We start from the raw sequence: 21,109 nt of genomic DNA, 5'->3' as shown, positions 1-21,109 counted from the left end.
GATGTCGGCATCCATTACCATAAGCAACCATGAAGATCACCGCCGCCAACGCCGAGGCCCTGCAGGAGCAAGACTGTCCTGAAGGCGCCGCCAACGACTCCCCCGACTCGCCCTGCTACGGCAAGGCCGCCGGCCGCCCGCGCGCGGCCGACAAGGAAGCCCGCCGGCAGGCATTGCTGCACACGGCCGCCACGCTGTTCCTGGAAAAGGGCTACAGCAAGGTCAGTCTGGAGATGATCGCCCGCGAGGCGCACGTGGCGGTGCGCACGATCTACGTCAAGTTCGGCGGCAAGTCCGGTTTGCTGAACGCCGTCATCACCAACGGCCGCGAGCACTTCTTCGCCGGCATGGACAACATGGAAACCGACACCCGGCCGCTGCAGGACATCCTCAGCGACTTCTCGCTGCGCTTCCTCGAGCTGATCTCGATGCCGGCCTTCTGCAGCCTGCACCGCATGGTGGTGGCCGAGGCGCGCACCACGCCGGAGCTGGCCGAGACCTTCTTCAAGGCCGGCCCGCAGCGCACGCGCGAGGAGCTGGGCCGCTTCTTCGCCCGCCCCGACATCCGCGCCCAGTTGCGCAGCGACCTGCCGGTCGACACGCTGCCGATATTCCTGATCAACTGCATCATGGGCGACATCATCACGCGGCTGCTGTTCCCGACCGAGCAAACGCGGTCGAGCGAAGAGTTGCGGGCGCAGGCGAAGGAAGGGCTGGACCTGTTCCTGCGCGGCGTGCTTCGTTAGATGCTGTGCAAGTTTGCCATTTGCTCTATACTGGATTTTTCGAACACGGAGCGCACATGAGCAAAACGAATCGACTGGACTGGAGCAAGCAGATAACGCTGATGAACGAGCGCATCAAGAACTTTCAGGCCAACCCGGGCCAGGAACAGCTGGACGCGGTAATCCAGCAGCTGCAAGCCTACGCCGAAGCCGCGCGCAGTGGCGGCATCGAAATCCCCACCCTCTTCACCGTCAACTAAGCCCCGGGGTCAGTGCCGACATTTGGACACGAGCTGATCCGTAGTGCGGAAATATGAGACGATGGCGGTCTGCCAACTTGATGTCGGACTGCTATGAAACTGCTACGCTGGCTGTTGATCGTGATCGTGCTTGCCGGTGGCGGCGCCGCCGGTTATTACCGCTACAAAAATCCCGAAACACTCACGCTTGACGACCAGGCCCGCAACAGCGCGGGCGCGCGCGGCGCCTTCGTCGCGCTGAGCGGCGGCGTCACGCACTACGAAGCCGCCGGTCCCGCCAACGGCCGCGTCGCGCTGCTGGTGCACGGCTTCTCGGTGCCTTCCTACATCTGGGACCCGACCTTCAAGGCGCTCAACGAGGCGGGCTACCGCGTGATCCGCTACGACCTGTATGGGCGCGGCCTGTCCGACCGTCCCGACGCCGCCTACGACGGCGCCTTCTACGACCAGCAGATCGACGACCTGCTCAAGGCGCTGCAAGTGAGCGGGCAGGTGGACCTGTTCGGCCTGTCGTTCGGCGGCTTCGTCACGGCGCACTACGCGTCCACGCATCCGCAGCGGATCCGCACGCTGACCCTGGTCGATCCATCGAACGCGCGGCCGACCATCCCGTGGCAGCTGCAAGTGCCGCTGCTCGGCCCCTATCTGTTCCAGGTCGCCGCCGTGCCGACCATGGCCGACAACCAGGCCACCGACTTCCTGCACCCGGAGCAGTTCCCCGGCTGGGCCGACCGCTATCGGCCGCAGATGGCGTTCCGCGGCTTCGGCCGCGCGCTGTACCGGTCGCGGATGCAGCTGGCGCAGGTCGATTTCGACGCCATGTACGCCACCATCGCCAAGGCAGGCCTGCCGGTGCAGCTAATCTGGGGCAAGCAGGATCCGACGATACCGGTGGCGCAATCGGCCCACATCCGGCGCACGATTCCCGCCGCCGAATACGTCGAGATCGACCAGTCCGGCCACCTGCCGCAGATGGAACAGACGGCGATCTTCAACCAGCGCATGCTGGCCTTCCTCGCCGCGCATCCTTGAGGATCCGCTCCTACATCCCCTTGAAGCGATGCTGGAATCGCTGACTCACGGGCAGGCGGGATGCATGACCGCGCAGGCTTAGCCACAGCGCCCCGTCGGCATCCCGGTTCACCGCCTCGATGCGCTTGACCGCGACCAGATAGCCGCGATGTATCTGCCAGAACCCCGCCTCCTCCAGTTGCTCCGCCAACTCCTTGAGCGGCGTGCGGATGTGAGCTTCCATCTGGTCGCTGACCAGCCGGGTGTATTTGAACTCGGATTCAAAATAGATCACGTCGTTCAGATCGATGAAGTGGATCGTGTTGCCAACGCTGGCCTGAAGCCAGGCCGGAGGCTTCTTCGGCGCCAGTTGCTGAACCAGGCGCGCCAGGTCAGGCGGCGGCGTTCCCAGCCGGGCACGCAAGCGCTCGATCGCCCGTGTCAGGCGCACCGGATCAATGGGCTTCAGCACATAGTCCACCGCGCCCTCGTCGAATGCGGCAAGCGCATGCTCCTGGTACGCCGTCACAAAAACCACATGCGTGCGCGAACCAAATGCGCGGGCCACTTCGAGGCCGCTCAATCCCGGCATGCGAATGTCCAGGAAGGCGACATCGGGCTCCAGCTCGCGGGCCAGCCGCAACGCCTGCGCGCCGTCGGTGGCTACGCCTACCAATACCGCCTCTGGCCATAAGGAGGCCAGGGCGGCCCGCAATTCAGCGTGCAACAGCGGCTCGTCGTCAGCAATCAGGATGCGCGGGGAGACGATAGTCATGTTTTTAACTGGAACTGGTTAATGAAAACGGCAGTGTCAACTCCGCGGTGGTCCAACCATCCGCCCCCATGCTCAGGCGCAGATTGGCGGCGGGCCCATACAACGCGTCCAGGCGTTGCCTGACATTGCGCAGGCCCACGCCGCTTCCCAGCACGGCGTTGCCGACGCCTGCACCGTTGTCCCGAACCATAACCTGCACGCGGTCCTGGGTGCGCTGCGCGGACACCGCAACCGTCACCGGCCCCGCATGCGGCTCCACGCCGTGCTGGACGGCGTTTTCCACCAGAGGCATCAGCATCAGCGGCGGCAACGTCAAGCCTTGCACATCATTGTCGCAATGGACTTGAACACTCAGGCGCTCGCCATAGCGTATCGCCATCAATTCGAGGTAATGCCCAGCCAGTTCGCACTCGCGGCCCAGGGTGGACATAGGACTGCGCAGATCAGGCAAGACACTGCGCAGATAGGCGATCAGGTGGTCGAGCATCTCGACCGCCCGTTCCGGCTGATGACGTACCAGGTAGCGCGTATTGGCGAGCGTGTTGTACAGGAAGTGAGGCTCAATCTGCGCCTGCAGCGCCTTCAGGTCTGAAGCCAGGGCAGCCTGCGACAATTGGGCCAGGCGCAACGCGCGCGCATGATGTTGCGACATCCAGAGCGGCAGCAAAAGCAGCAGCATGATCAGCGCCGCTTCCGCCGCCATCACCTGGCGTTCGTTGAGGACATCGATTCCGATCTGCGACAGGCAAGCCGCGTAGATCCAGCCGGCCGACACCGCACTGACAGGCACGAACACCATCAGGCCGGCCCAAACTGCACCCCATGTCCGTGTCGCCGGCCAGCTGCTTTGCATCAGCAGCAACAGCCCGGCAGTGCCTCCCAGCGGCACAAGCAAAGCCGCGAACAGGGCCAGCCAAGTGTAGGCCCGCAGCTGGAAAGCCAGGGCCGACGTCAATCCGACCAACACCACGCTCAGTCCCAGCTGGCGCGGCGAGCACCCGGCATGCTGCCGCACCGCCTGCGCGGCGCCGCCAGGGTCGGCGCCCATCCACGCACGCAGGCCGGTCATAGCGTGGGCTGCTCCGGCAGATGGGTGGGAGGCATCACATCCGCCGGCACGGCGCTGCTCACCACCTCAAAGGACAGCTCATCTATCCACACCTGGCCGCTGCCGGAATTGATCACGCCGAAGGCGATGCTGACGCCATCTTCCGGCACATCCAGCGTGACGCTGCGCAGCTGCCAATCGGCGTCGCCTTTGATGGGCTGATCGCTGCTGTTATAGAAGGCGGCGTTGGGACGCTGTTTTGCCTGTACCTGCATCCACAAGCCGGCCCAGTTACTCACACCACGGGTCTTGATTTTCGCGCGGAAGCGTACCCGTTGGCCGACATAGCGCTGGGCCGAGATGACCTGGGTCAGCGCTGCGAAACCCTTGCCGTCGCCCTGGGTATAGCGCAAGAACTTGGCCCCCCTGCCGCTGGCCGTTTCCACATTGTCTATGCCAGCCTGGTAAGAGCTGATGCGGTCGCCCGACACAAACCATGGGGAGGGCAGCTTTCCGACCGATTCCGCCGCCACGACCCACAGGGAGGTCGCGGTCAGCACAGTGGCGATCACGTGCAGGGGTTTCATATGGCGTTCAACCTTACAGTACGGGTTCCGCTGCCAATGGACCATGTCCGGGGTACACGTCCACGGGAATCTCCGGACCGACCACCTCCAGTGAAAGCTGGTCTATCCAAACCTGTCCCTTGCCGGCATCGATAACGCCAAAACTCAATGCCGCCGCGTCTTCCGGGACATCCAGGGTCACACTGCGCAACTGCCAGTCGGTACTGCCGGCGATGGGCTTATCCTGGCTGTTATAAAACGCTGCGTTGCGGGGGCCCGGGCTGTCTATACGCATCCACAGACCAGCCCAGTTGCTGACGTCGCGGGTCTTGATCATCGCCTGGAAACGAACGCGCTTGCCCTGATAATTCTTGGCGGAGATCTGCTGCATCAGCGTGCCGAATGCGTTGGCATCACCGTCGACATAGCGTATGTACCGCGCGCCCTTGCCGCTGACCGTCACATTGCTGTCCTCGCCGATTTCATACGATTTTGGCTTCCCGCCGGTCAAGAACCAGTTGCCTGCCGTCGCCGCAGATGCCGCGATGCCGATGGACGCCAGCAGTATCACAATCAGGATTTTGCATTTCATATCAATTCTCCGTGGTCATGACGGATTGTCATGGCATCACTATGCATCCTGAAACGAGCGCCGGGGCAGGCTTGCGACAAACGCAGCCAGGCGCCGACGAACGCCACCCTTCGCGGATAAACGCAAACCGCATCCGACCTGGAAGTCTATTCCGCCGAATCGATCGCCTTGCGCGCCCACACCAGCATCTGCTCGGGATCGTCCAGCAGGAACTCGGGCGCCGTGTAGAATTTGCGGACCTGCACCGTGCCCTTCTTCGTCTCGTAGGAAAACGGCTGAGCGCCTTCGGCCTCGAACCCGGCACGGGTGGCGTCGCCGACGCGCAGGTAGAGCGTGCTGCCCATCACCCACGCGAACTGCTTGCCGTGATAACTGAACGCGCGTCCGCCGAAAAAGACCGCATCCGACACCGCGCCGCCCAGCGGCGCGAACTGCTCGCGCATCCAGCTCACGAACTCCTTGTTCGCCGCCACCTTATTTGCGCGCCTGCGCGACCAGCGCGTCCAGCACCTGCAAGGTCGCCTGGTCCAGCTTCTGGCGCGGGATGCCGGGATTGCTGGCGTCGACCATCGACGGATTGGTCGAGTAGCGGCCGCCGACGATCAAGGTCGGCGTACTCGTGACCTCATACGTGCCCGCCACGCGGCCGGAGTTTTTCAGCTTGGTGACGATCGAGAACGAGTTGTACACCGCCAGGAACTTGTCCTTGTCGATGCCGTTCTTCACCGCCCAATCGAGATTGTCCGCGTCGCTTTTCAGGCGGCGGCGCTCGACGTGCCAGGTGCTCAGTATCTTGGCGTGCAGCGACTCTTCCAGCTTCATCGCTTCCAGCGTCAGGAACAGGTGCGCCTCCGGATCGTTCTCGCCGGTCAGCGGCAGGTGGATGCGGCGGAAGACGATGTTGTCGCCCTGCTTCTTGACCCACTCCAGCATCGCCGGCTCCAGCGCGTAGCACGCCGGGCAGTGATACATGAAGAACTCGATCACCTCGACCTTCTTGCCCTGCGCCTGCACCGGCTGTGGCGTTTTCAAGGTGGTGTATTCGGCGCCGTTGCGCGGCGCGGTGGGCGATGCGAAGGCGGCGCCGGCCAGCAAGGCGACAGCGGCGACTGCGAGTTTCAAGCGTAGCATGGATGTCCTTTATCAAAAATCGGCACTGCGAATATACCAGCTTCGCTACTGCTGCGCCGGACGCGCCTCCAGCCCGGCGATGTCCTTCATCAGCGCGATCAGGCGCCGCGCGCCGAGGCCCAGCGGCTGGTCGTTGAGCCACACCACGTCCACCCACAACTGCACCTGGTTGCTCATGTGCGAGAAGCCGATGCCCAGCAGTTCGCCCGAGTCCAGCATCGGCGCCGCCAGCCTGCGCGGCAGGTAGGCCCATCCGACGCCCGCCTGCACCAGCCGCAGCGTGGCCAGATGGCTGTCGGTGCGCCACAGCTTGCGCGAGATGAGCACCCGTTCGTCCTCCATCCGCGCGTCGCGGCTGACGATGGCGATCTGACGGATATCGACCAGGTCTTCCAGCCGGAACTGGCCGTTGCGCTCGCGCGCCTGCGGATGCCGCGGCGAGATCACCGCCACCAGCACCTCGCTGCCCAGCTCCTGGAAGCTTTCGCGCTGGTCGGTCTGCGGACGCTCGTAGATCAGCGCCAACTGCGCCGAGCCGTCGTGCAGCATGCGCAGCGCGTCGTTCTGCGGCGCCGACAGCACGTCCACCTCCAGCGACGGGAACTCCTGCGCCAGCCGCGCCAGCGGATCGCTCCACGGCGCCGACAACAGCTCGGGCGCGATGGCCAGCGTCAGCCGCCGCTCCAGCCCCTGGTGCAGCGACAGCGCATGCGCCTGCAGGCGGCGCAACTGGCCGGCCATCTGCCGCGCCTCGGCCTCCAATGCGCGCGCCGATGCGGTCGGCCTCACTTCGCGCGAGCTGCGCTCGAACAGCTGCAGGTCCAGCTCCGCCTCCAGGTTCGCAATCGCCATGCTGACGGCGGACGGCACCCGCCCCAGCGCCCGCGCCGCTGCGGAAAACGAGCCGTGATCTAGCACGGCGAGAAAGATGGCGATGTTATCGCTGGAGAAGGCCATGCCCCATGCTGTCAGAAAAACTGATAGCTGTCGACTTTTTCGATCAGAAATAGTCGATTACCATGGCTGCATCGTATTACGGAGGAAACATTATGCAAGGACTGAAACGCAAGGTCGTCTATATCTCATTGTTTGAACTGATCGCCATCGGCCTCACCAGCAGCGCGCTGGTGTTCCTGGCCGGGCACGACGCCGGACATGCCGGCATCGCCGCCGTGGCCTCGTCGCTGGTCGCGGTGGTGTGGAATTTCCTCTACAACGGCATGTTCGAAGCATGGGAAGCGCGCCAGGCCAAGCGTGGCCGCAGCTGGCTGCGCCGCATCGCGCACGCGCTGGGTTTCGAAGGCGGCCTGGTGATCATCCTGGTGCCGCTGTTCGCCTGGTGGCTGGATGTCTCGCTGTGGGAAGCCTTTGTGCTGGACGTGGGGCTGGTGGTATTCTTTATGATTTATACCTTTCTCTTCAGCCTCGCTTTCGACCGCATCTTCGGTCTGCCCGCGTCGGCGCAAGCTTGAGATTCAACTTCAGGAGTCCACATGGTATTGAAACCGTACGCGTTCGCAGCACTGATGATGACGTTGAGCGTGGCGCATGCCGCCGAGCTTTCGCCGGTTGAGCAGAAGATTGTCGCCGAAGTGAAGGCGCATTCCGAGCAGGGCTTGCAGTTGCTGGAGCGCTCAGTGAATATCAACAGCGGCACCATGAACCACGAAGGCGTACGCGAAGTTGGAAAGCTGTTCCGCGAGCAGTTCGATCAATTGGGATTCGCCACGCGCTGGATCGACATGCCGCCGGCGCTGCAACGCGCCGGCCATCTGGTCGCCACGCGTGAAGGCAAGCAAGGCAAGCGCCTGCTGCTGATCGGCCATCTGGACACCGTGTTTGAAAAAGACAGCAAGGTACAACTGTGGAAGCGCGACGGCGCACGCGTGCGCGGCCAGGGCGTCAACGACATGAAAGGCGGCGACGTCATCATCGTCGAAGCCCTGCGCGCCTTGCAGCGCGTGGGCGCGCTGGATAATACCAATATCACGGTGATGTTCAGCGGCGACGAGGAAAGCGCCGGACACCCGATCGAGATTTCTCGCGGCGACATGATCGCCGCCGCCAAACGCAGCGACATCGCCCTCGCCTTCGAGGCCACGGTGCGCGACAAGAACGGCAAGGACACCGGCACCATCGGCCGCCGCGCCTCGTCGTCGTGGGAACTGGAGGTCAAGGGCAAGCAAGGCCACTCCAGCGGCATCTTCACCGAAGGCGCCGGCTATGGCGCGGTGTACGAAGCGGCGCGGATACTGGACGGCTTCCGCCAGCAGGTGATCGAGCCTGACCTGACCTTCAGCCCCGGCCTGATCATGGGGGGCACCGACATCAGCGTCGACGCCACCGGCACCAACGGCCAGGCTTCCGGCAAGGGCAATGTGATCGCCAAGACAGCCACCGTCAAAGGCGACCTGCGTTACCTCAGCTACGAGCAGCGCGATCGCGCGCACGCCAAGATGAAAGCCATCGTCGCGCAGAACCTGCCGGGCACCAGCGCCAGCATCGTGTTCCACGAATCGTATCCGCCGATGTCGCCGACGCCGGGCAACCTGGCGGTATTGAAAACCTATTCGCAAGCCAGCAGTGACGCCGGCCTGGGCGAGATCCCCGCCCTGCCGCCGGGCCAGCGCGGCGCCGGCGACGTGCAGTTCGTGGCGCCGCTGGTCGACAGCCTCGACGGCCTGGGCGCCACCGGCAACGGCGCCCACTCGCCGGATGAAGACCTGGAAATCGCCTCCATCGAACGCGCGACGATCCGCACCGCGATCCTGCTCTACCGCCTGACGCGCTGAGGCTTGCTAGTTTGCCGGCGCCAGCACGATGGCGCCGCCCTTCCACATCGCCATCGTCGCCATGCCGGACTTGATCGCTTCGTGGTCGTCCCTGGCGTATGGCTTGGTATAGGTGGCCACCGCACCGCCCACCGGCGACGCCAGGTTTTCCAGCGCCTCCTTGATCTTGGCACCGTCAGTGCTGTTGGCCTGCTTGATGGCCGCCGCGATCAGCAGGATCGCATCGTGGCCGCCGGCGGCGGCGGTCGGATTGACGATGTGCGCGCGCTTGTACTCTTTCCGGTAAGCGGTCTCGAATTCGCGTCCAGCGGCCGACGCCGCGCCCTCCACGAAGGTCTGCGGCGACACGGCGCCGTTGGCCGCCGGGCCGGCGATCGAGAGGAAGGAATCCATCGCATTCGGCCACGAGCCGATCAGCGGCAAGCCCATGCCCAGCTTGACGCTGCCGGTCGCGATCTGGCCCTGCTCCGGTCCGATGCCGTACACCAGCAAGACCTGGGCGCCGGCTTCCTTGGCCTTTAACAGCTGGGCCGTCATGTCGGTATCCTTCAGGTTGAAGGTGGCGTCGGACACCGCCTTCATGCCATGGCTGGCCAGCTGCGCCACCATGTCGCCGTGACCGCCCACGCCGTACGGCGTCGAATCGGACAGCAGCGCGATCTTCTTGTAGCCCTTGCCGATGGCGTAATTGACCATCATCTGCGCCTGCAGCGTGTCCGAGGCCTGGACCCGGAACGTGTAGTTGCCTTCGGCCGCCGCAGCGTAGGTCCGGGTCAGCTTGGTGCCGGCCGATGCCGGGATCACGTTCGGCACCTTGGCCGCCTGCAGGTCCTTTTGATAGGACGCCACCACGCCGGTGTTGACGCCGCAGGCGCAGGCGACGATGCCCTTGGCGAGCAGGCTTTGCATGTTTTGCGAAGCTTTTTCCGGCTTGGCCTCGTCATCGAGTTCCACCAGTTCCAGCTGCCGGCCCAGCAGGCCACCACCGGCGTTGATCGCCTTGATCGCCAGCCGCTGGCCATCGCGTACCGATACGCCCATGTTGGCGGAACCGCCGCTCAGCGGCAGCAGCGCGCCGATCTTGATGGTGTCGGCGGCATGGGCGGCGCCGGCCAGGCAGAGGGCGGCGGCGAGGAAGATTTGGGTTTGTTTCATGGATGTCTCCTTTGTAGGTATATGGATGGGATAGGACAGCACTGCTAGGACAAATACGACGCCACCAGGCCGGCGTCGGAAGCCAGTTCGGCCGAGGTTCCGGACATCACCACCGCGCCGCGCGCCAGCACGTAGCCGATATCGGCGATCGCCAGCGCGCGCCGGGCGAACTGCTCGACCAGCACGATGGTCAAGCCTTCATCTTTCAGGCGTTCGATGATGGTGAACACGTCGTTGACGATGTTGGGCGCCAGTCCCATCGACGGCTCGTCGAGCAACAGCACCCGCGGACGCAGCATCAGCGCGCGGGCGATCGCCAGCATCTGCTGCTCGCCGCCGGACAGGGTGCCGGCCAGCTGGCCGGCCCGTTCGCGCAGGCGCGGGAACAAGGTGAACATGCGTTCCACGTCGGCCTCCACGGCAGGCGCGTCGCGCCGCGTGAAGGCGCCGATCAGAATATTTTCGCGTACCGTCATCGGGCCGAACACCTGGCGCCCCTCGGGGCAGTGCGCGACGCCTGCGGCGGCCACCTCGCTGGCGGCGAGGCCGGCCAGCTGCCGCCCGTCCAGCATGATGGAGCCGCCGACTTTACGAATTTGACCGGAAATGGCACGCAGCGTCGACGACTTGCCGGCGCCGTTGGCACCCAGCAGCGCCACGATGCTGCCCTGCGGTACCGACAGGGAGACATCGTGCAGCACGTGGTTGTCGTCGTAGCTGGCGTTGACGCCGGCCAGTGTCAGCACGTCGGCCCGCGCCGCCGGCTGGATATGCGGCACTGCCTGCACCGCTTCAATATGTAGCGCTTGGTTCATGGTTTGCCTCGGTTGCGCCGCTGTCGCAGCGGCTGGTTGGGTCGGGCGCCGTTCAGGCACCCAGATAGGCTTCCTGCACCGCCCGGTTGGACTGGATGTGCTGCGCATCGCCTTGCGCCAGCACCTGGCCGAAATTGAGCACGGTGATGTGGTCGGACAGTTCCATCACCACATCCATGTGGTGCTCGATCAGCACAATGGCGATGCCCTGCCGGCGGATCTCGCCGATCAATTGCTTCAGCGCCGTCAGGTCGGCGCCGCGCAGCCCGGCCGCCGGTTCGTCCAGCAGCAGCAGCCGGGGATTGGTGGCCAGGGCCCTGGCGATTTCCAGGAAGCGCTGCTGGCCGTAGGACAGGTTCCTGGCCAGCGCATGCGCCTGCCCGGCCAGCCCGACCGTACCCAGCAGCGCCATGGCGCGCGCGCTGGACCCGGCATCGATGGTGTGGTGCATGCCGGCCAGCACGTTGTCGAGCACCGACAGGTCGCCGAACACCTGCAGGTTCTGGAAGGTGCGCGAGATGCCCAGCGTGGCGATGCGGGTGGTGCCGGCGTCGGCCAGCGGCTCGCCGTCGAACAGCACGCTGCCGGCGGTGGGCTGATACAGCGCGGTCAGCACATTCATCGTGGTCGACTTGCCGGCGCCGTTCGGTCCGATCAATCCCATCACCGTGCCGGACGGCACCGAGAACGACACGTCGGACATGGCCTGGAAGCCGCCGAAGGCCATCGTCACGCCGCGCACTTCGAGCAGCGGCTCCTGCTTGACCGGCGTGGCGCGCCGGATGCCGCTGCCTTTTTCCGGCGCCACCGATTTGTGCGCCGGCACGTAGGCAGGCAGCAGTCCCATGATGCCGTTGCCGAGATAGGACACCACCATCAGTACGATGGCGCCATAGATCGCCAGCCGGTATTCATTCAGGTCCTCGACGCCGTAAGCCAGCGCCACCAGGCCCAGCGCGAACGCCAGCGGCACGGCCATCGCCTTCAGGCCGGCCGCGCCGCGGCTGCGCAGGCGTGCCGCGCCAACCGCGGCCAGCACCGCCAGCGTGCCGATGGCAAAGATGCGGAACGCGAAATGGCTGCCCAGCACGTCGGGGAACACCACCACGAAGGCCGCGCCCAGCAGACAGCCGGCGCTGGATTTCTTGCCGCCGAACAGGGCCGCCATCAGGAACATCAGGCTGGTCTCGAAGCCGAAGGTGTCGGGGAACAGCACGCCCTGGCTGTACACGTACAGCAGGCCGGCCAGGCCGCCGAAGGCGCCCGACAGCACGAAGGCCAGCTGCTTGTGGCGGGAGGTGCCGATGCCCATGCAGTCGGTGGCGATCGGCGAGTCGCGCAGCGCCTCGAAGGCGCGGCCGGTGCGCGACTGCACGATGCGTTGCGCGGTCCACAACGCCAGCGCCAGGCATGCCAGGATCAGGTAATAGAAATGCCACGCGCCCAGGCTGACGCCGAACAGCGTCTGCGGCTCCAGCTGCATGCCGCTCTGGCCGCCCGTCACCTCGGTGGTCTGCGACAGGAACACGTACACGATGCGGCCGAAGGCAAAGGTGGTCAGCACCAGGAACGGTCCGTTCACGCGCAGCAGCGGAAAGGAGATCAGCCAGGCCGACAGCGCGCCGGCGCCCAGCGACAGCGGGAACGCCAGCGCCAGCGGCAAGCCCGCATGCAGGTTCATCCAGCCTGCCGCGTAGGCGCCCAGGCCGAACAGCGCCGCATGGCCGACGCTGACTTCGCCGGTATAGCCGGTGACGAAGTCCAGGCCTTTGAGCGCGATCGCATACATGCCGATCAGCGACAGCACCGTGACCACATAGCCGGACGGGTGCAGCAGCGGCAGCGCGACGGCGGCCAGCGCCAGCACCACGATCGTGATGCTGATATCGTAAGGGAAATTTTTCAGGTTCATCGCTCAGACTTTCTTGATGACGGCCGAACCGAACAGGCCGGTCGGGCGGAAGGACAGCATCAACAGCAACAGCACCAGGCCGGGAATCTCCTTGTACAGCGAGGACACCGAGTAGGCGGTGACCGCGTCCAGCACGCCGATGAACAGGCCGCCCACCAGCACGCCGCGCGCCGAGGTCAGCCCGCCCAGTACCGCCACCTGGAACGCCTTCAGGCCCAGTACCACGCCCATCGAGGCGCTGGTGGTGGTCAGCGGCGCGATCAGCAGGCCGGCGATGGCAGCCAGCGCGCCCGACAGCGCATAGGAACCCGACACCACCAACGATGAGCGGATGCCCATCAGTTCGGCGGTCGAACGGTCGATCGCCACCGCCGTCACGGCCTTGCCGTAGCGTGTCCGGGCCATGAACCAGCCCAGCCCCAGCACCGCCGCGCCGACCGCGCCCATGGTCAGCACTTCCATCGGCAGGATGCGGATATCGAACAGCACGAAGGGAGCGGGCGAAAACGGCGCGGCCACGGCCAGGTCATCCTTGCCCCACACCGCTTCAAACACGTTCTTCAACACCAGCGGGCCGAGCGCGATGGTGCCGAGTATCCAGCCCGATTCGGAGCCGCGCTTGAGCGCCGGCGCCACCGCCGCGTGGTAGGTCAGCAAGCCCAGGCCGGCGCCGGCCAGCGCCACCAGCGGAATCGCGCCCCAGTAGCTGACCAGCGGCGCCAACGTAAAAGCCAGCAAGCCGCCCAGGGCCACCGCTTCGCCCTGGCCGAAATTGAGGGTCTTGGAAGTGCTGTAGGTGGACTGGTAGCCCAGCGCGATGACGCTGTAGATCAGTCCCAGCACCATGCCGGAAAACACAACTTGTAGAAAATTACTCATCGAAACCCCTTTGCAGAGACGCACCGGTCCCCGCGCGGGCGGCAGGCTGCCGGCCGCGTCCCGGAGGGAGCGTCAGGTGGAGTGGAAACCGGCGGGACCAGCCGCCGCCTGGCTTACTTGTAGATGCCGGAGCCGACGATCAGGTCGCCGCTGCGCTCGACATAGCCGGCTTTAAGATCGACCGATTTGCTCACCGGATTGGGCCATTTGTATTCGACCCAGCCCTTGCCCGCCGGTCCGCTGGCGGTCTCGATGAAGCGCTTGACGATGTACTGGCCATCGCCGTCGCGCAGCTCCAGCAGGTCGCGCCCGACCATCTTGGGATTGACGCCGTGGGCGACGGCGACGCCCTTCATGTCGTACACGTAGACGTACAGGTCGCGGTCGTGAAAGGTGGCGTTGGCGGGATTGGCGAATTCGGCGAAGGCTTTCTCCTTGCCGTTTTCCTTGATGTAGGCAATCGCTTTCTGCGTCATGGCGACGGCCTCGGCGGCCGTGCCCTTATCCGCAGCGCCGGCGGGTGCCAGCACACACAGCGACGCGCCGAGCACGGCGCAGCTGAACAGGGTTTTCATACATTGTCTCCGTTATTGGACTCGTTATTTTTATGGGTGCTCTTTGGCATCCCGAGTCCAGTATCGGACGACGTTGCCGCCTTGTCGTCAGTAGCAATACGCAGTATTGGCGCAAGGACTACGCAGACGCCCCCCCGCCGCCTATGACGGGACAGCGTTTTTTTCTGCGGCCGTGCGCACAAGTTGTTGTGCGAACGCGACGCGGCGGGTATGCGCCAGCGCGCCTAACCGCGCAGCGCGCTCATCGCCAGCGCGGCCAGCACGCCCAACCCTGCGATCAGCACATAGGCGACCAGCGCCAGCATGGCAGCGCCCTTGGCGTCCAGCGGCTCGCCGCCGGCCGTGCGCGCGCGGGGCGCCAGGTACCAGGCGCCGATGCCGACCTGGATCACCATGCCGGCCGCGATCGACACGGCCAGCGGTATCGCGTTGCCCGACAAGCGGTTCAGCAGCGTGCCGGCGCCCAGCACCATCAACAAGATCAAGCTGAAGATGCAGGCGTCGCGCCAGCTCAGCAGCGCGCGCCTGTACAGGAAGGCGGCGAACTTGACGATGCTGGTGTACAGCGCGATCGACAGCAGCAAGGGGATAAACGACAGTATGGAAGACATCTTGAAACCCCGGCTATAAAAAAACCGGGAACAAGTCCCGGTTTTGTGATGACACTACGCTTAGCGCTTGCGTGGTGGAGGCAGGTCGGTGCAGACGCCTTCGTACACTTCGGCGGCCATGCCGATCGACTCGCCCAAGGTCGGGTGCGGGTGGATCGTCTTGCCGATGTCGGTGCCGTCGCAACCCATCTCGATCGCCAGCGCGATCTCGCCGATCATGTCGCCGGCGTGCGTGCCGACGATGGTGCCGCCGATGATGCGATGCGTTTCAGCGTCGAACAGCAGCTTGGTGAAGCCTTCGGCGCGGCCATTGGCCACGGCGCGGCCGCTCGCCGCCCAAGGGAAGTGGCCCTTCTCGACCTTGATGCCCTTGGCTTTCGCTTCGTCCTCGGTGATGCCGGCCCATGCCACTTCCGGATCGGTGTAGGCCACCGATGGAATCACCTTCACGTCGAAGTGCGACTTCTGGCCCGCTGCGGCTTCCGCCGCCACGTGGCCTTCGTGCACCGCCTTATGCGCCAGCATAGGCTGGCCCACCAGGTCGCCGATGGCGAAGATGTTCGGCACGTTGGTGCGCATCTGGCTGTCCACAGGGATGAAGCCGCGATCGGTCACCACGACGCCGGCCTTGTCGGCGGCGATCTTCTTGCCGTTCGGGCTGCGGCCCACTGCGACCAGCACCAGATCGTACACCTGCGGCGCAGGCGCGGTGGCGCCGGCTTCCGCCGCTTCGAAGGTGACCTTGATCCCTTCCGGCAGCGCTTCAACGCCGACGGTCTTGGTCTTGGTCATGATGTTGTCGAAGCGCTTCTCGTTGAACTTCTGCCAGACCTTGACCGCGTCGCGGTCGGCGCCTTGCATCAGGCCGTCCATCATTTCGACCACGTCGATGCGCGCGCCGAAGGTCGAGTACACGGTGGCCATTTCCAGGCCGATGATGCCGCCGCCGATGACCAGCATGCGTTTCGGGATCTGACGCAATTCCAGCGCGCCGGTCGAGTCGACGATGCGCGGATCTTCAGGCACGAACGGCAGCTTCACCACGGCCGAACCGGCAGCGATGATGGCCTGCTTGAACTGCACCACTTTCTTCGTGCCGTCGCCGGCGGTGACTTCGATGTGGTTCGCGCTCAGGAACTGGCCGACGCCGGTGACGACCTGCGTCTTGCGTGCCTTGGCCATGCCGGCCAGACCGCCGGTCATGTTCTTGATGACGCCTTCCTTGTACTTGCGTACCTGGTCGATGTCGATCGTCGGTTTGGCGAAGGTGACGCCGGTGTTGGACATGTGCGAGGTTTCGTCGATCACCGATGCCACGTGCAGCAGCGCTTTCGACGGGATGCAGCCCACGTTCAGACACACGCCACCCAGCGTTTCGTAACGCTCGACGATCACGGTGTTCAGGCCCAGGTCCGCGGCGCGGAACGCGGCGGAGTAACCGCCAGGACCGCCGCCCAGCACCATCATGTCGCAGTCGATGTCGACCTTGCCGGCGTAGCTGCTACCGGCTGGCGCGGCGATCGGTGCGGCCGGTGCCGGCGCAGGGGCCGGAGCCGATGCGCCGGCAGCCGGTGCAGGGGCTGCGGCTGCCGGAGCGGCGGCCGCGCCGGCGGAAGCTTCCACCACCAGCATCAGCGAACCTTCCTTGACCTTGTCGCCGACCTTGACCTTGACTTCCTTGACCACGCCGGCGTGCGAGGACGGAACCTCCATGCTGGCCTTGTCCGATTCCACGGTGATCAGCGACTGATCGACCTTGATCGTGTCGCCAACCTTGACCATCACTTCGATCACTTCAACTTCTGCGAAGTCGCCGATGTTCGGCACTTTCACTTCTGTGCTCATAGTCGCTCCTTACAGCAGAATTTTGCGCATGTCGCCGAGCACTTCGCTCAGGTACACGGAGAAGCGAGCACCCATCGCGCCATCGACCACGCGGTGGTCGTAGGACAGCGAGGTACCCATCATCAGGCGAGGCTGGAATGCCTTGCCGTCCCAGACCGGCTTGATCGAGGCCTTGGACAGGCCCAGGATCGCCACTTCCGGCGCGTTGACGATAGGCGTGAAGTGCGTGCCGCCGATGCCGCCCAGCGACGAGATGGTGAAGCTGGCGCCTTGCATGTCGGTCGGTTTCAGCTTGCCTTCGCGCGCTTGCAGCGACAGGTCGGTCATTTCCTTGGCGATCTGCGAGACCGATTTCTGGTCGGCGTTTTTGATCACCGGCACAACCAGGCCGTTCGGCGTGTCGGCGGCGAAGCCGATGTTGTAGTACTGCTTGAGGATCAGGTTTTCACCCTTCTCATCCAGCGACGCGTTAAACGACGGGAATTTCTTCAGCGCGGCGACCGATGCCTTGATGACGAAGGCCAGCATGGTCAGCTTGGCTGCGTCCTTGTTCTTGGCATTGGCGTTGTTGGTCTCGACGCGGAACGCTTCCAGGTCGGTGATGTCGGCATCGTCGAACTGCGTGACGTGCGGAATCTGGACCCAGTTGCGGTGCAGGTTGGGACCGGAGATTTTCTTGATGCGCGACAGCGGCAGCAGTTCGGTCGGACCGAATTTGCTGAAGTCCAGCGACGGCCATGGCAGTACGCTGAAGTTGCCGCCGCCACCAACGCCCGAACCCGCGGCTGCGCCGGCAGGCGCCGATGTGGTGCCGGCCATCACGCCCTTGACGTAGTTCTGCACGTCCAGCTGGGTGATGCGGCCTTTAGGACCGGAACCTGGCACTTTGCCCAGGTCCACGCCCAGTTCGCGGGCGAACTTGCGGATCGACGGCGATGCGTGCGCCAGCTTGCCGGTTTGGACCGAGCCTTGCGATGCGCTTGGCGCAGCGGCGGCAGCGGCTGGTGCCGGCGATGGAGCGGCTGCGGCCGGAGCGGCTGCAGCTGCAGGCGCGGCGGCTGCGGCAGGGACAGCTGCAGGTGCGGCAGCGCCGCCCGTAGCTTCCACCACCAGCACGACCGTACCCATGGCAACCTTGTCGCCAACCTTGATCTTCACTTCCTTCACCACACCAGCGTGCGACGAAGGGATTTCCATGCTGGCCTTGTCCGATTCAACGGTCAGCAGCGACTGGTCGACCTTGATCGTGTCGCCAACCTTGACCATCACTTCGATGACTTCCACTTCCTTGAAGTCGCCGATGTCCGGCACCTTGACTTCGACCGGGCCGGACGAAGCGGCGGCAGCCGGCGCGGGCGCTGGGGCAGCGGCGGCAGGCGCCGGTGCGGGAGCCGCGGCGGCCGGAGCGGCGGCGGCAGGAGCAGCGGCGGCACCATCAGCTTCCAGCAACAGCAGCAGCGAACCTTCGGCCACCTTGTCGCCGACCTTGACCTTGATTTCCTTGACCACGCCAGCGGCGGACGAAGGAATCTCCATGCTGGCCTTATCCGATTCAACGGTAATCAGCGACTGGTCCACCTTGATGGTGTCGCCGACCTTGATCATCAACTCGATGATTTCAACTTCCTTGAAATCACCGATATCCGGGACTTTAACTTCCACAATGCTCATAGCGTTTGCTCCGTTTCTTTTTTCTTAGCGGATTATTGGGTCACCGGATTTGGTTTGTCGGCATTGAGGCCGTACTTGACGACTGCCTGTTCAACCACCTTGGCGTCGATCTTGCCTTCTTCCGCCAGCGATTTCAGCGCCGCGACCGTGATGTAGTAACGGTTCACTTCGAAGAACTCACGCAGTGCGGCGCGGGTGTCCGAACGGCCGAAACCGTCGGTGCCCAGCACGCGGTAGGTGCGGTCTTTCGGAATGAAGGCGCGGATCTGTTCAGCAAACGCGCGCATGTAGTCGGTCGTCGCAACGATAGGGCCGGAGGTATCCTTCATCAGCTGCGCCACGTAAGGCACGCGTTGCGGCTTGGTCGGATTGACCAGGTTCCAGCGCTCGGCGTCCTGGCCTTCGCGCGCCACCAGCGTCAGCGACGGAGCGGACCACACGTCGGCGGCGATGTTCCAGTCCTTCTGCAGCAGTTCGGCGGCGAAGATCGATTCGCGCAGGATGGTGCCGGAGCCGATCAGCTGCACGCGCTGCTTGGCTTTCTTGTCGCCTTCCTGCAGCAGGTACATACCCTTCAGGATGCCCTCTTCCTGGCCCGGCTTGATGCCTGGGTGCGGGTAGTTCTCGTTCATGATGGTGATGTAGTAGAACACGTCTTCCTGATCTTCCACCATGCGGCGCATACCGTCCTGGATGATCACTGCCACTTCATGGCCGAAGGTCGGATCGTAAGGCATGCAGTTCGGTACAGCCGCTGCGAACAGGTGGCTATGGCCGTCTTCGTGCTGCAGGCCTTCGCCGTTCAGCGTGGTGCGGCCGGCGGTGCCGCCCATCAGGAAGCCGCGGGCGCGCATGTCGGCGGCGGCCCAGACCAGGTCGCCGATACGCTGCATGCCGAACATCGAGTAGTACGTGTAGAACGGGATCATCACGCGGTTGTTGGTCGAGTACGAAGTCGCCGCTGCGATCCACGAGCTCATGCCGCCGGCTTCGTTGATACCCTCTTGCAGGATCTGGCCGGCCTTGTCTTCGCGGTAGTACATCACCTGGTCTTTATCGACCGGCTCGTACAACTGGCCTTGCTGGTTGAAGATGCCGACCTGGCGGAACAGGCCTTCCATACCGAAGGTGCGCGACTCGTCGACCAGCACCGGCACGATACGCGGACCGACGCTAGGGTCTTTCAGCAGCGTGGTCAGGATACGCACGTAGGTCTGGGTGCTCGACACTTCACGGCCTTCGGCGGTCGGGTCCAGCACGTTCTGGAACGCGGTCAGCGGCGGTACGGTCAGCTTCTCGTCGGCCTTCATGCGGCGGGCCGGCAGGTAGCCGCCCAGCGCGGCGCGGCGCTCGTGCAGGTACTTGATTTCCGGCGCGTCGTCGGCAGGCTTGTAGAACGGGATGTCTGCCAGCTGGTCGTCCGGGATAGGGATCGAGTAGCGGTCGCGCATTTCACGGATCGCTTCGTCGGTCAGTTTCTTGGTGTTGTGCGCGGTGTTGCGTGCTTCGCCGTGCTTGCCCATGCCGAAGCCCTTGATGGTCTTCACCAGCAGCACGGTCGGTTGGCCTTTGTGTTCCTGCGCGACCTTGAAGGCGGCGTAGATCTTGTGCGGATCGTGGCCGCCGCGGGTCAGGCGCCAGATGTCGTCGTCGGTCATGTTGGCGACCATTTCCAGCAGCTTCGGATGCTTGCCGAAGAAGTGCTTGCGCACGTAGGCGCCGTCCTTGGCCTTGTAGTTCTGGTATTCGCCGTCGATGGTGTCCATCATCACCTTGCGCAGGATGCCGTCCTTGTCCTGCTTCAGCAGGGCGTCCCAGCCCGGGCCCCAGATGACCTTGACGACGTTCCAGCCGGCGCCGCGGAAGTCCGCTTCCAGCTCTTGAATGATCTTGCCGTTGCCGCGCACAGGGCCGTCCAGGCGCTGCAGGTTGCAGTTGACGACGATGACCAGGTTGTCCAGCTTTTCACGCGCGGCCATGCCGATCGCGCCCAGCGATTCCGGCTCGTCCATCTCGCCGTCGCCGCAGAATGCCCAGACCTTGCGGTCGGTGGTGTCGGCGATCGAGCGCGCGTGCAGGTACTTCAGGAAGCGGGCCTGGTAGATCGCCATCAGCGGGCCCAGGCCCATCGACACGGTCGGGAACTGCCAGAAGTTCGGCATCAGTTTCGGGTGCGGATACGAGGACAGGCCCTTGCCGCCGACTTCGCGACGGAAATGGGTCAGCTGCTCTTCGCTCAAACGGCCTTCCAGGAACGCGCGGGCGTAGACGCCTGGCGACGAGTGGCCCTGGATGTACAGCAGGTCGCCGCCATGGCTGTCGCTAGGCGCTTTCCAGAAGTGGTTGAAGCCGATGCCCAGCATGTTGGCCAGCGAGGCGAACGAGGACAGGTGGCCACCGAGGTCGCCGTCGACGCGGTTGGCCTTGACGACCATCGCCATGGCGTTCCAGCGCATCCACGAGCGCAGCTTCTCTTCGTATTCCAGGTTGCCGGGGCAGTGGGTTTCGAGGTGGGCGGGAATGGTGTTGACGTAGGCGGTATTGGCGGAGAACGGGATATCCGAGCCGCTTTGGCGGGCCAGGTCGATCAGGCGCTCCATCAGGTAGTGAGCACGTTCAGGGCCCTCTTGTTCCAGCACTGCAGCCAGTGCGTCCAACCATTCTTTGGTTTCCTGCGAATCAGGGTCGGTGTTTGCCGTAACCTGGTCAAGTTGAGCTGACATGTATTAAGTCTCCTGAGTTTGAG

At 64.4% G+C, this 21,109-nt stretch carries 21 protein-coding genes; 5 read left to right on the top strand and 16 right to left on the bottom strand.

The genetic code is table 11. The features are described 5' to 3' along the window. Positions 1-29 precede the first annotated feature (29 nt). From ACCD07_RS20755 to ACCD07_RS20745, 3 genes are all read left to right on the top strand, one after another. A complete protein-coding gene (locus ACCD07_RS20755; protein WP_176652814.1) occupies positions 30-746 on the top strand; it encodes a TetR/AcrR family transcriptional regulator in 717 nt (238 codons plus the stop codon). Positions 747-802: 56 nt separating this feature from the next. Beyond that, complete coding sequence (locus ACCD07_RS20750; protein ID WP_176652162.1) at positions 803-985, top strand: hypothetical protein; 183 nt, start codon at positions 803-805, stop codon at positions 983-985. A gap of 93 nt (positions 986-1,078) precedes the next feature. After that, complete coding sequence (locus ACCD07_RS20745; RefSeq protein WP_176652813.1) at positions 1,079-2,017, top strand: alpha/beta fold hydrolase; 939 nt, start codon at positions 1,079-1,081, stop codon at positions 2,015-2,017. 10 nt (positions 2,018-2,027) lie between these two features. Here the strand turns inward: ACCD07_RS20745 and ACCD07_RS20740 are convergent, their stop codons facing one another. The 7 genes from ACCD07_RS20740 to ACCD07_RS20710 all read right to left on the bottom strand — a co-directional run bounded on the left by ACCD07_RS20740 (position 2,028) and on the right by ACCD07_RS20710 (position 7,065). Next, positions 2,028-2,771 (bottom strand): LytR/AlgR family response regulator transcription factor, encoded by a 744-nt coding sequence (locus ACCD07_RS20740; protein ID WP_176652812.1) that lies wholly within the window; start codon positions 2,769-2,771, stop codon positions 2,028-2,030. 4 nt (positions 2,772-2,775) lie between these two features. After that, positions 2,776-3,840, bottom strand: a complete 1,065-nt coding sequence (locus ACCD07_RS20735) for a sensor histidine kinase (protein WP_413448429.1) — start codon at positions 3,838-3,840, stop codon at positions 2,776-2,778. Then, on the bottom strand, positions 3,837-4,406 hold the full coding sequence (locus ACCD07_RS20730) for a transcriptional regulator (RefSeq protein ID WP_176652810.1): 570 nt from the start codon (positions 4,404-4,406) through the stop codon (positions 3,837-3,839). The genes ACCD07_RS20735 and ACCD07_RS20730 overlap by 4 nt, the downstream gene beginning before the upstream one ends. Positions 4,407-4,419: 13 nt before the next feature. After that, positions 4,420-4,977, bottom strand: a complete 558-nt coding sequence (locus tag ACCD07_RS20725; protein WP_176652809.1) for a transcriptional regulator — start codon at positions 4,975-4,977, stop codon at positions 4,420-4,422. Positions 4,978-5,123: 146 nt separating this feature from the next. Next, positions 5,124-5,420 carry a TfoX/Sxy family protein gene (locus ACCD07_RS20720; RefSeq protein ID WP_176652808.1) on the bottom strand — a complete coding sequence of 99 codons (297 nt, stop codon included), beginning with the start codon at positions 5,418-5,420 and terminating at the stop codon, positions 5,124-5,126. A 31-nt stretch (positions 5,421-5,451) separates the two neighbouring features. Next, positions 5,452-6,108, bottom strand: a complete 657-nt coding sequence (locus ACCD07_RS20715; protein WP_413448428.1) for a thiol:disulfide interchange protein DsbA/DsbL — start codon at positions 6,106-6,108, stop codon at positions 5,452-5,454. Between the two features lie 45 nt (positions 6,109-6,153). Then, entirely contained in the window at positions 6,154-7,065 is a 912-nt protein-coding gene (locus tag ACCD07_RS20710; protein ID WP_176652806.1) for a LysR family transcriptional regulator, read from the bottom strand. Positions 7,066-7,157: 92 nt separating this feature from the next. Between ACCD07_RS20710 and ACCD07_RS20705 the strand changes: the two genes are divergently transcribed. Continuing rightward, positions 7,158-7,580: a PACE efflux transporter gene (locus ACCD07_RS20705; RefSeq protein ID WP_353403299.1), complete on the top strand. Its 423-nt coding sequence runs from the start codon at positions 7,158-7,160 to the stop codon at positions 7,578-7,580. A 21-nt stretch (positions 7,581-7,601) separates the two neighbouring features. Continuing rightward, the gene (locus ACCD07_RS20700; protein WP_413448427.1) at positions 7,602-8,900 is read left to right on the top strand and encodes a M20/M25/M40 family metallo-hydrolase; all 1,299 of its coding nucleotides are present in this window, start codon (positions 7,602-7,604) and stop codon (positions 8,898-8,900) included. Between the two features lie 6 nt (positions 8,901-8,906). Here ACCD07_RS20700 and ACCD07_RS20695 read toward each other — a convergent pair whose 3' ends face one another. The 9 genes from ACCD07_RS20695 to aceE all read right to left on the bottom strand — a co-directional run bounded on the left by ACCD07_RS20695 (position 8,907) and on the right by aceE (position 21,086). Then, positions 8,907-10,055, bottom strand: coding sequence for an ABC transporter substrate-binding protein (locus ACCD07_RS20695; RefSeq protein ID WP_413448426.1), 1,149 nt, complete (start codon positions 10,053-10,055; stop codon positions 8,907-8,909). 44 nt (positions 10,056-10,099) lie between these two features. Next, entirely contained in the window at positions 10,100-10,801 is a 702-nt protein-coding gene (locus tag ACCD07_RS20690) for an ABC transporter ATP-binding protein (protein WP_176652906.1), read from the bottom strand. Between the two features lie 121 nt (positions 10,802-10,922). Then, a complete protein-coding gene (locus ACCD07_RS20685; RefSeq protein ID WP_413448425.1) occupies positions 10,923-12,782 on the bottom strand; it encodes an ABC transporter permease subunit in 1,860 nt (619 codons plus the stop codon). Between the two features lie 3 nt (positions 12,783-12,785). Continuing rightward, positions 12,786-13,661, bottom strand: coding sequence for a branched-chain amino acid ABC transporter permease (locus tag ACCD07_RS20680; RefSeq protein ID WP_176652801.1), 876 nt, complete (start codon positions 13,659-13,661; stop codon positions 12,786-12,788). A 113-nt stretch (positions 13,662-13,774) separates the two neighbouring features. Then, complete coding sequence (locus tag ACCD07_RS20675; protein ID WP_176652800.1) at positions 13,775-14,236, bottom strand: cache domain-containing protein; 462 nt, start codon at positions 14,234-14,236, stop codon at positions 13,775-13,777. A 224-nt stretch (positions 14,237-14,460) separates the two neighbouring features. Next, positions 14,461-14,847, bottom strand: a complete 387-nt coding sequence (locus tag ACCD07_RS20670) for a hypothetical protein (protein WP_413448424.1) — start codon at positions 14,845-14,847, stop codon at positions 14,461-14,463. 60 nt (positions 14,848-14,907) lie between these two features. Further along, positions 14,908-16,692, bottom strand: coding sequence for a dihydrolipoyl dehydrogenase (gene lpdA / locus ACCD07_RS20665; RefSeq protein ID WP_413448423.1), 1,785 nt, complete (start codon positions 16,690-16,692; stop codon positions 14,908-14,910). Between the two features lie 9 nt (positions 16,693-16,701). Then, a complete protein-coding gene (gene aceF, locus ACCD07_RS20660) occupies positions 16,702-18,363 on the bottom strand; it encodes a dihydrolipoyllysine-residue acetyltransferase (RefSeq protein ID WP_413448422.1) in 1,662 nt (553 codons plus the stop codon). A 32-nt stretch (positions 18,364-18,395) separates the two neighbouring features. Beyond that, positions 18,396-21,086, bottom strand: coding sequence for a pyruvate dehydrogenase (acetyl-transferring), homodimeric type (gene aceE, locus ACCD07_RS20655; RefSeq protein WP_353403305.1), 2,691 nt, complete (start codon positions 21,084-21,086; stop codon positions 18,396-18,398). Positions 21,087-21,109: the final 23 nt, after the last annotated feature.

The sequence above is a fragment of the Duganella sp. Dugasp56 genome, from assembly GCF_047304105.1.
In the GTDB taxonomy this organism is placed as follows: Bacteria; Pseudomonadota; Gammaproteobacteria; order Burkholderiales; family Burkholderiaceae_D; genus Rugamonas; species Rugamonas hordei.
The sequence above is the reverse complement of the archived record's forward strand: the minus strand, read 5'-3'. Positions and strand labels throughout refer to the sequence as shown.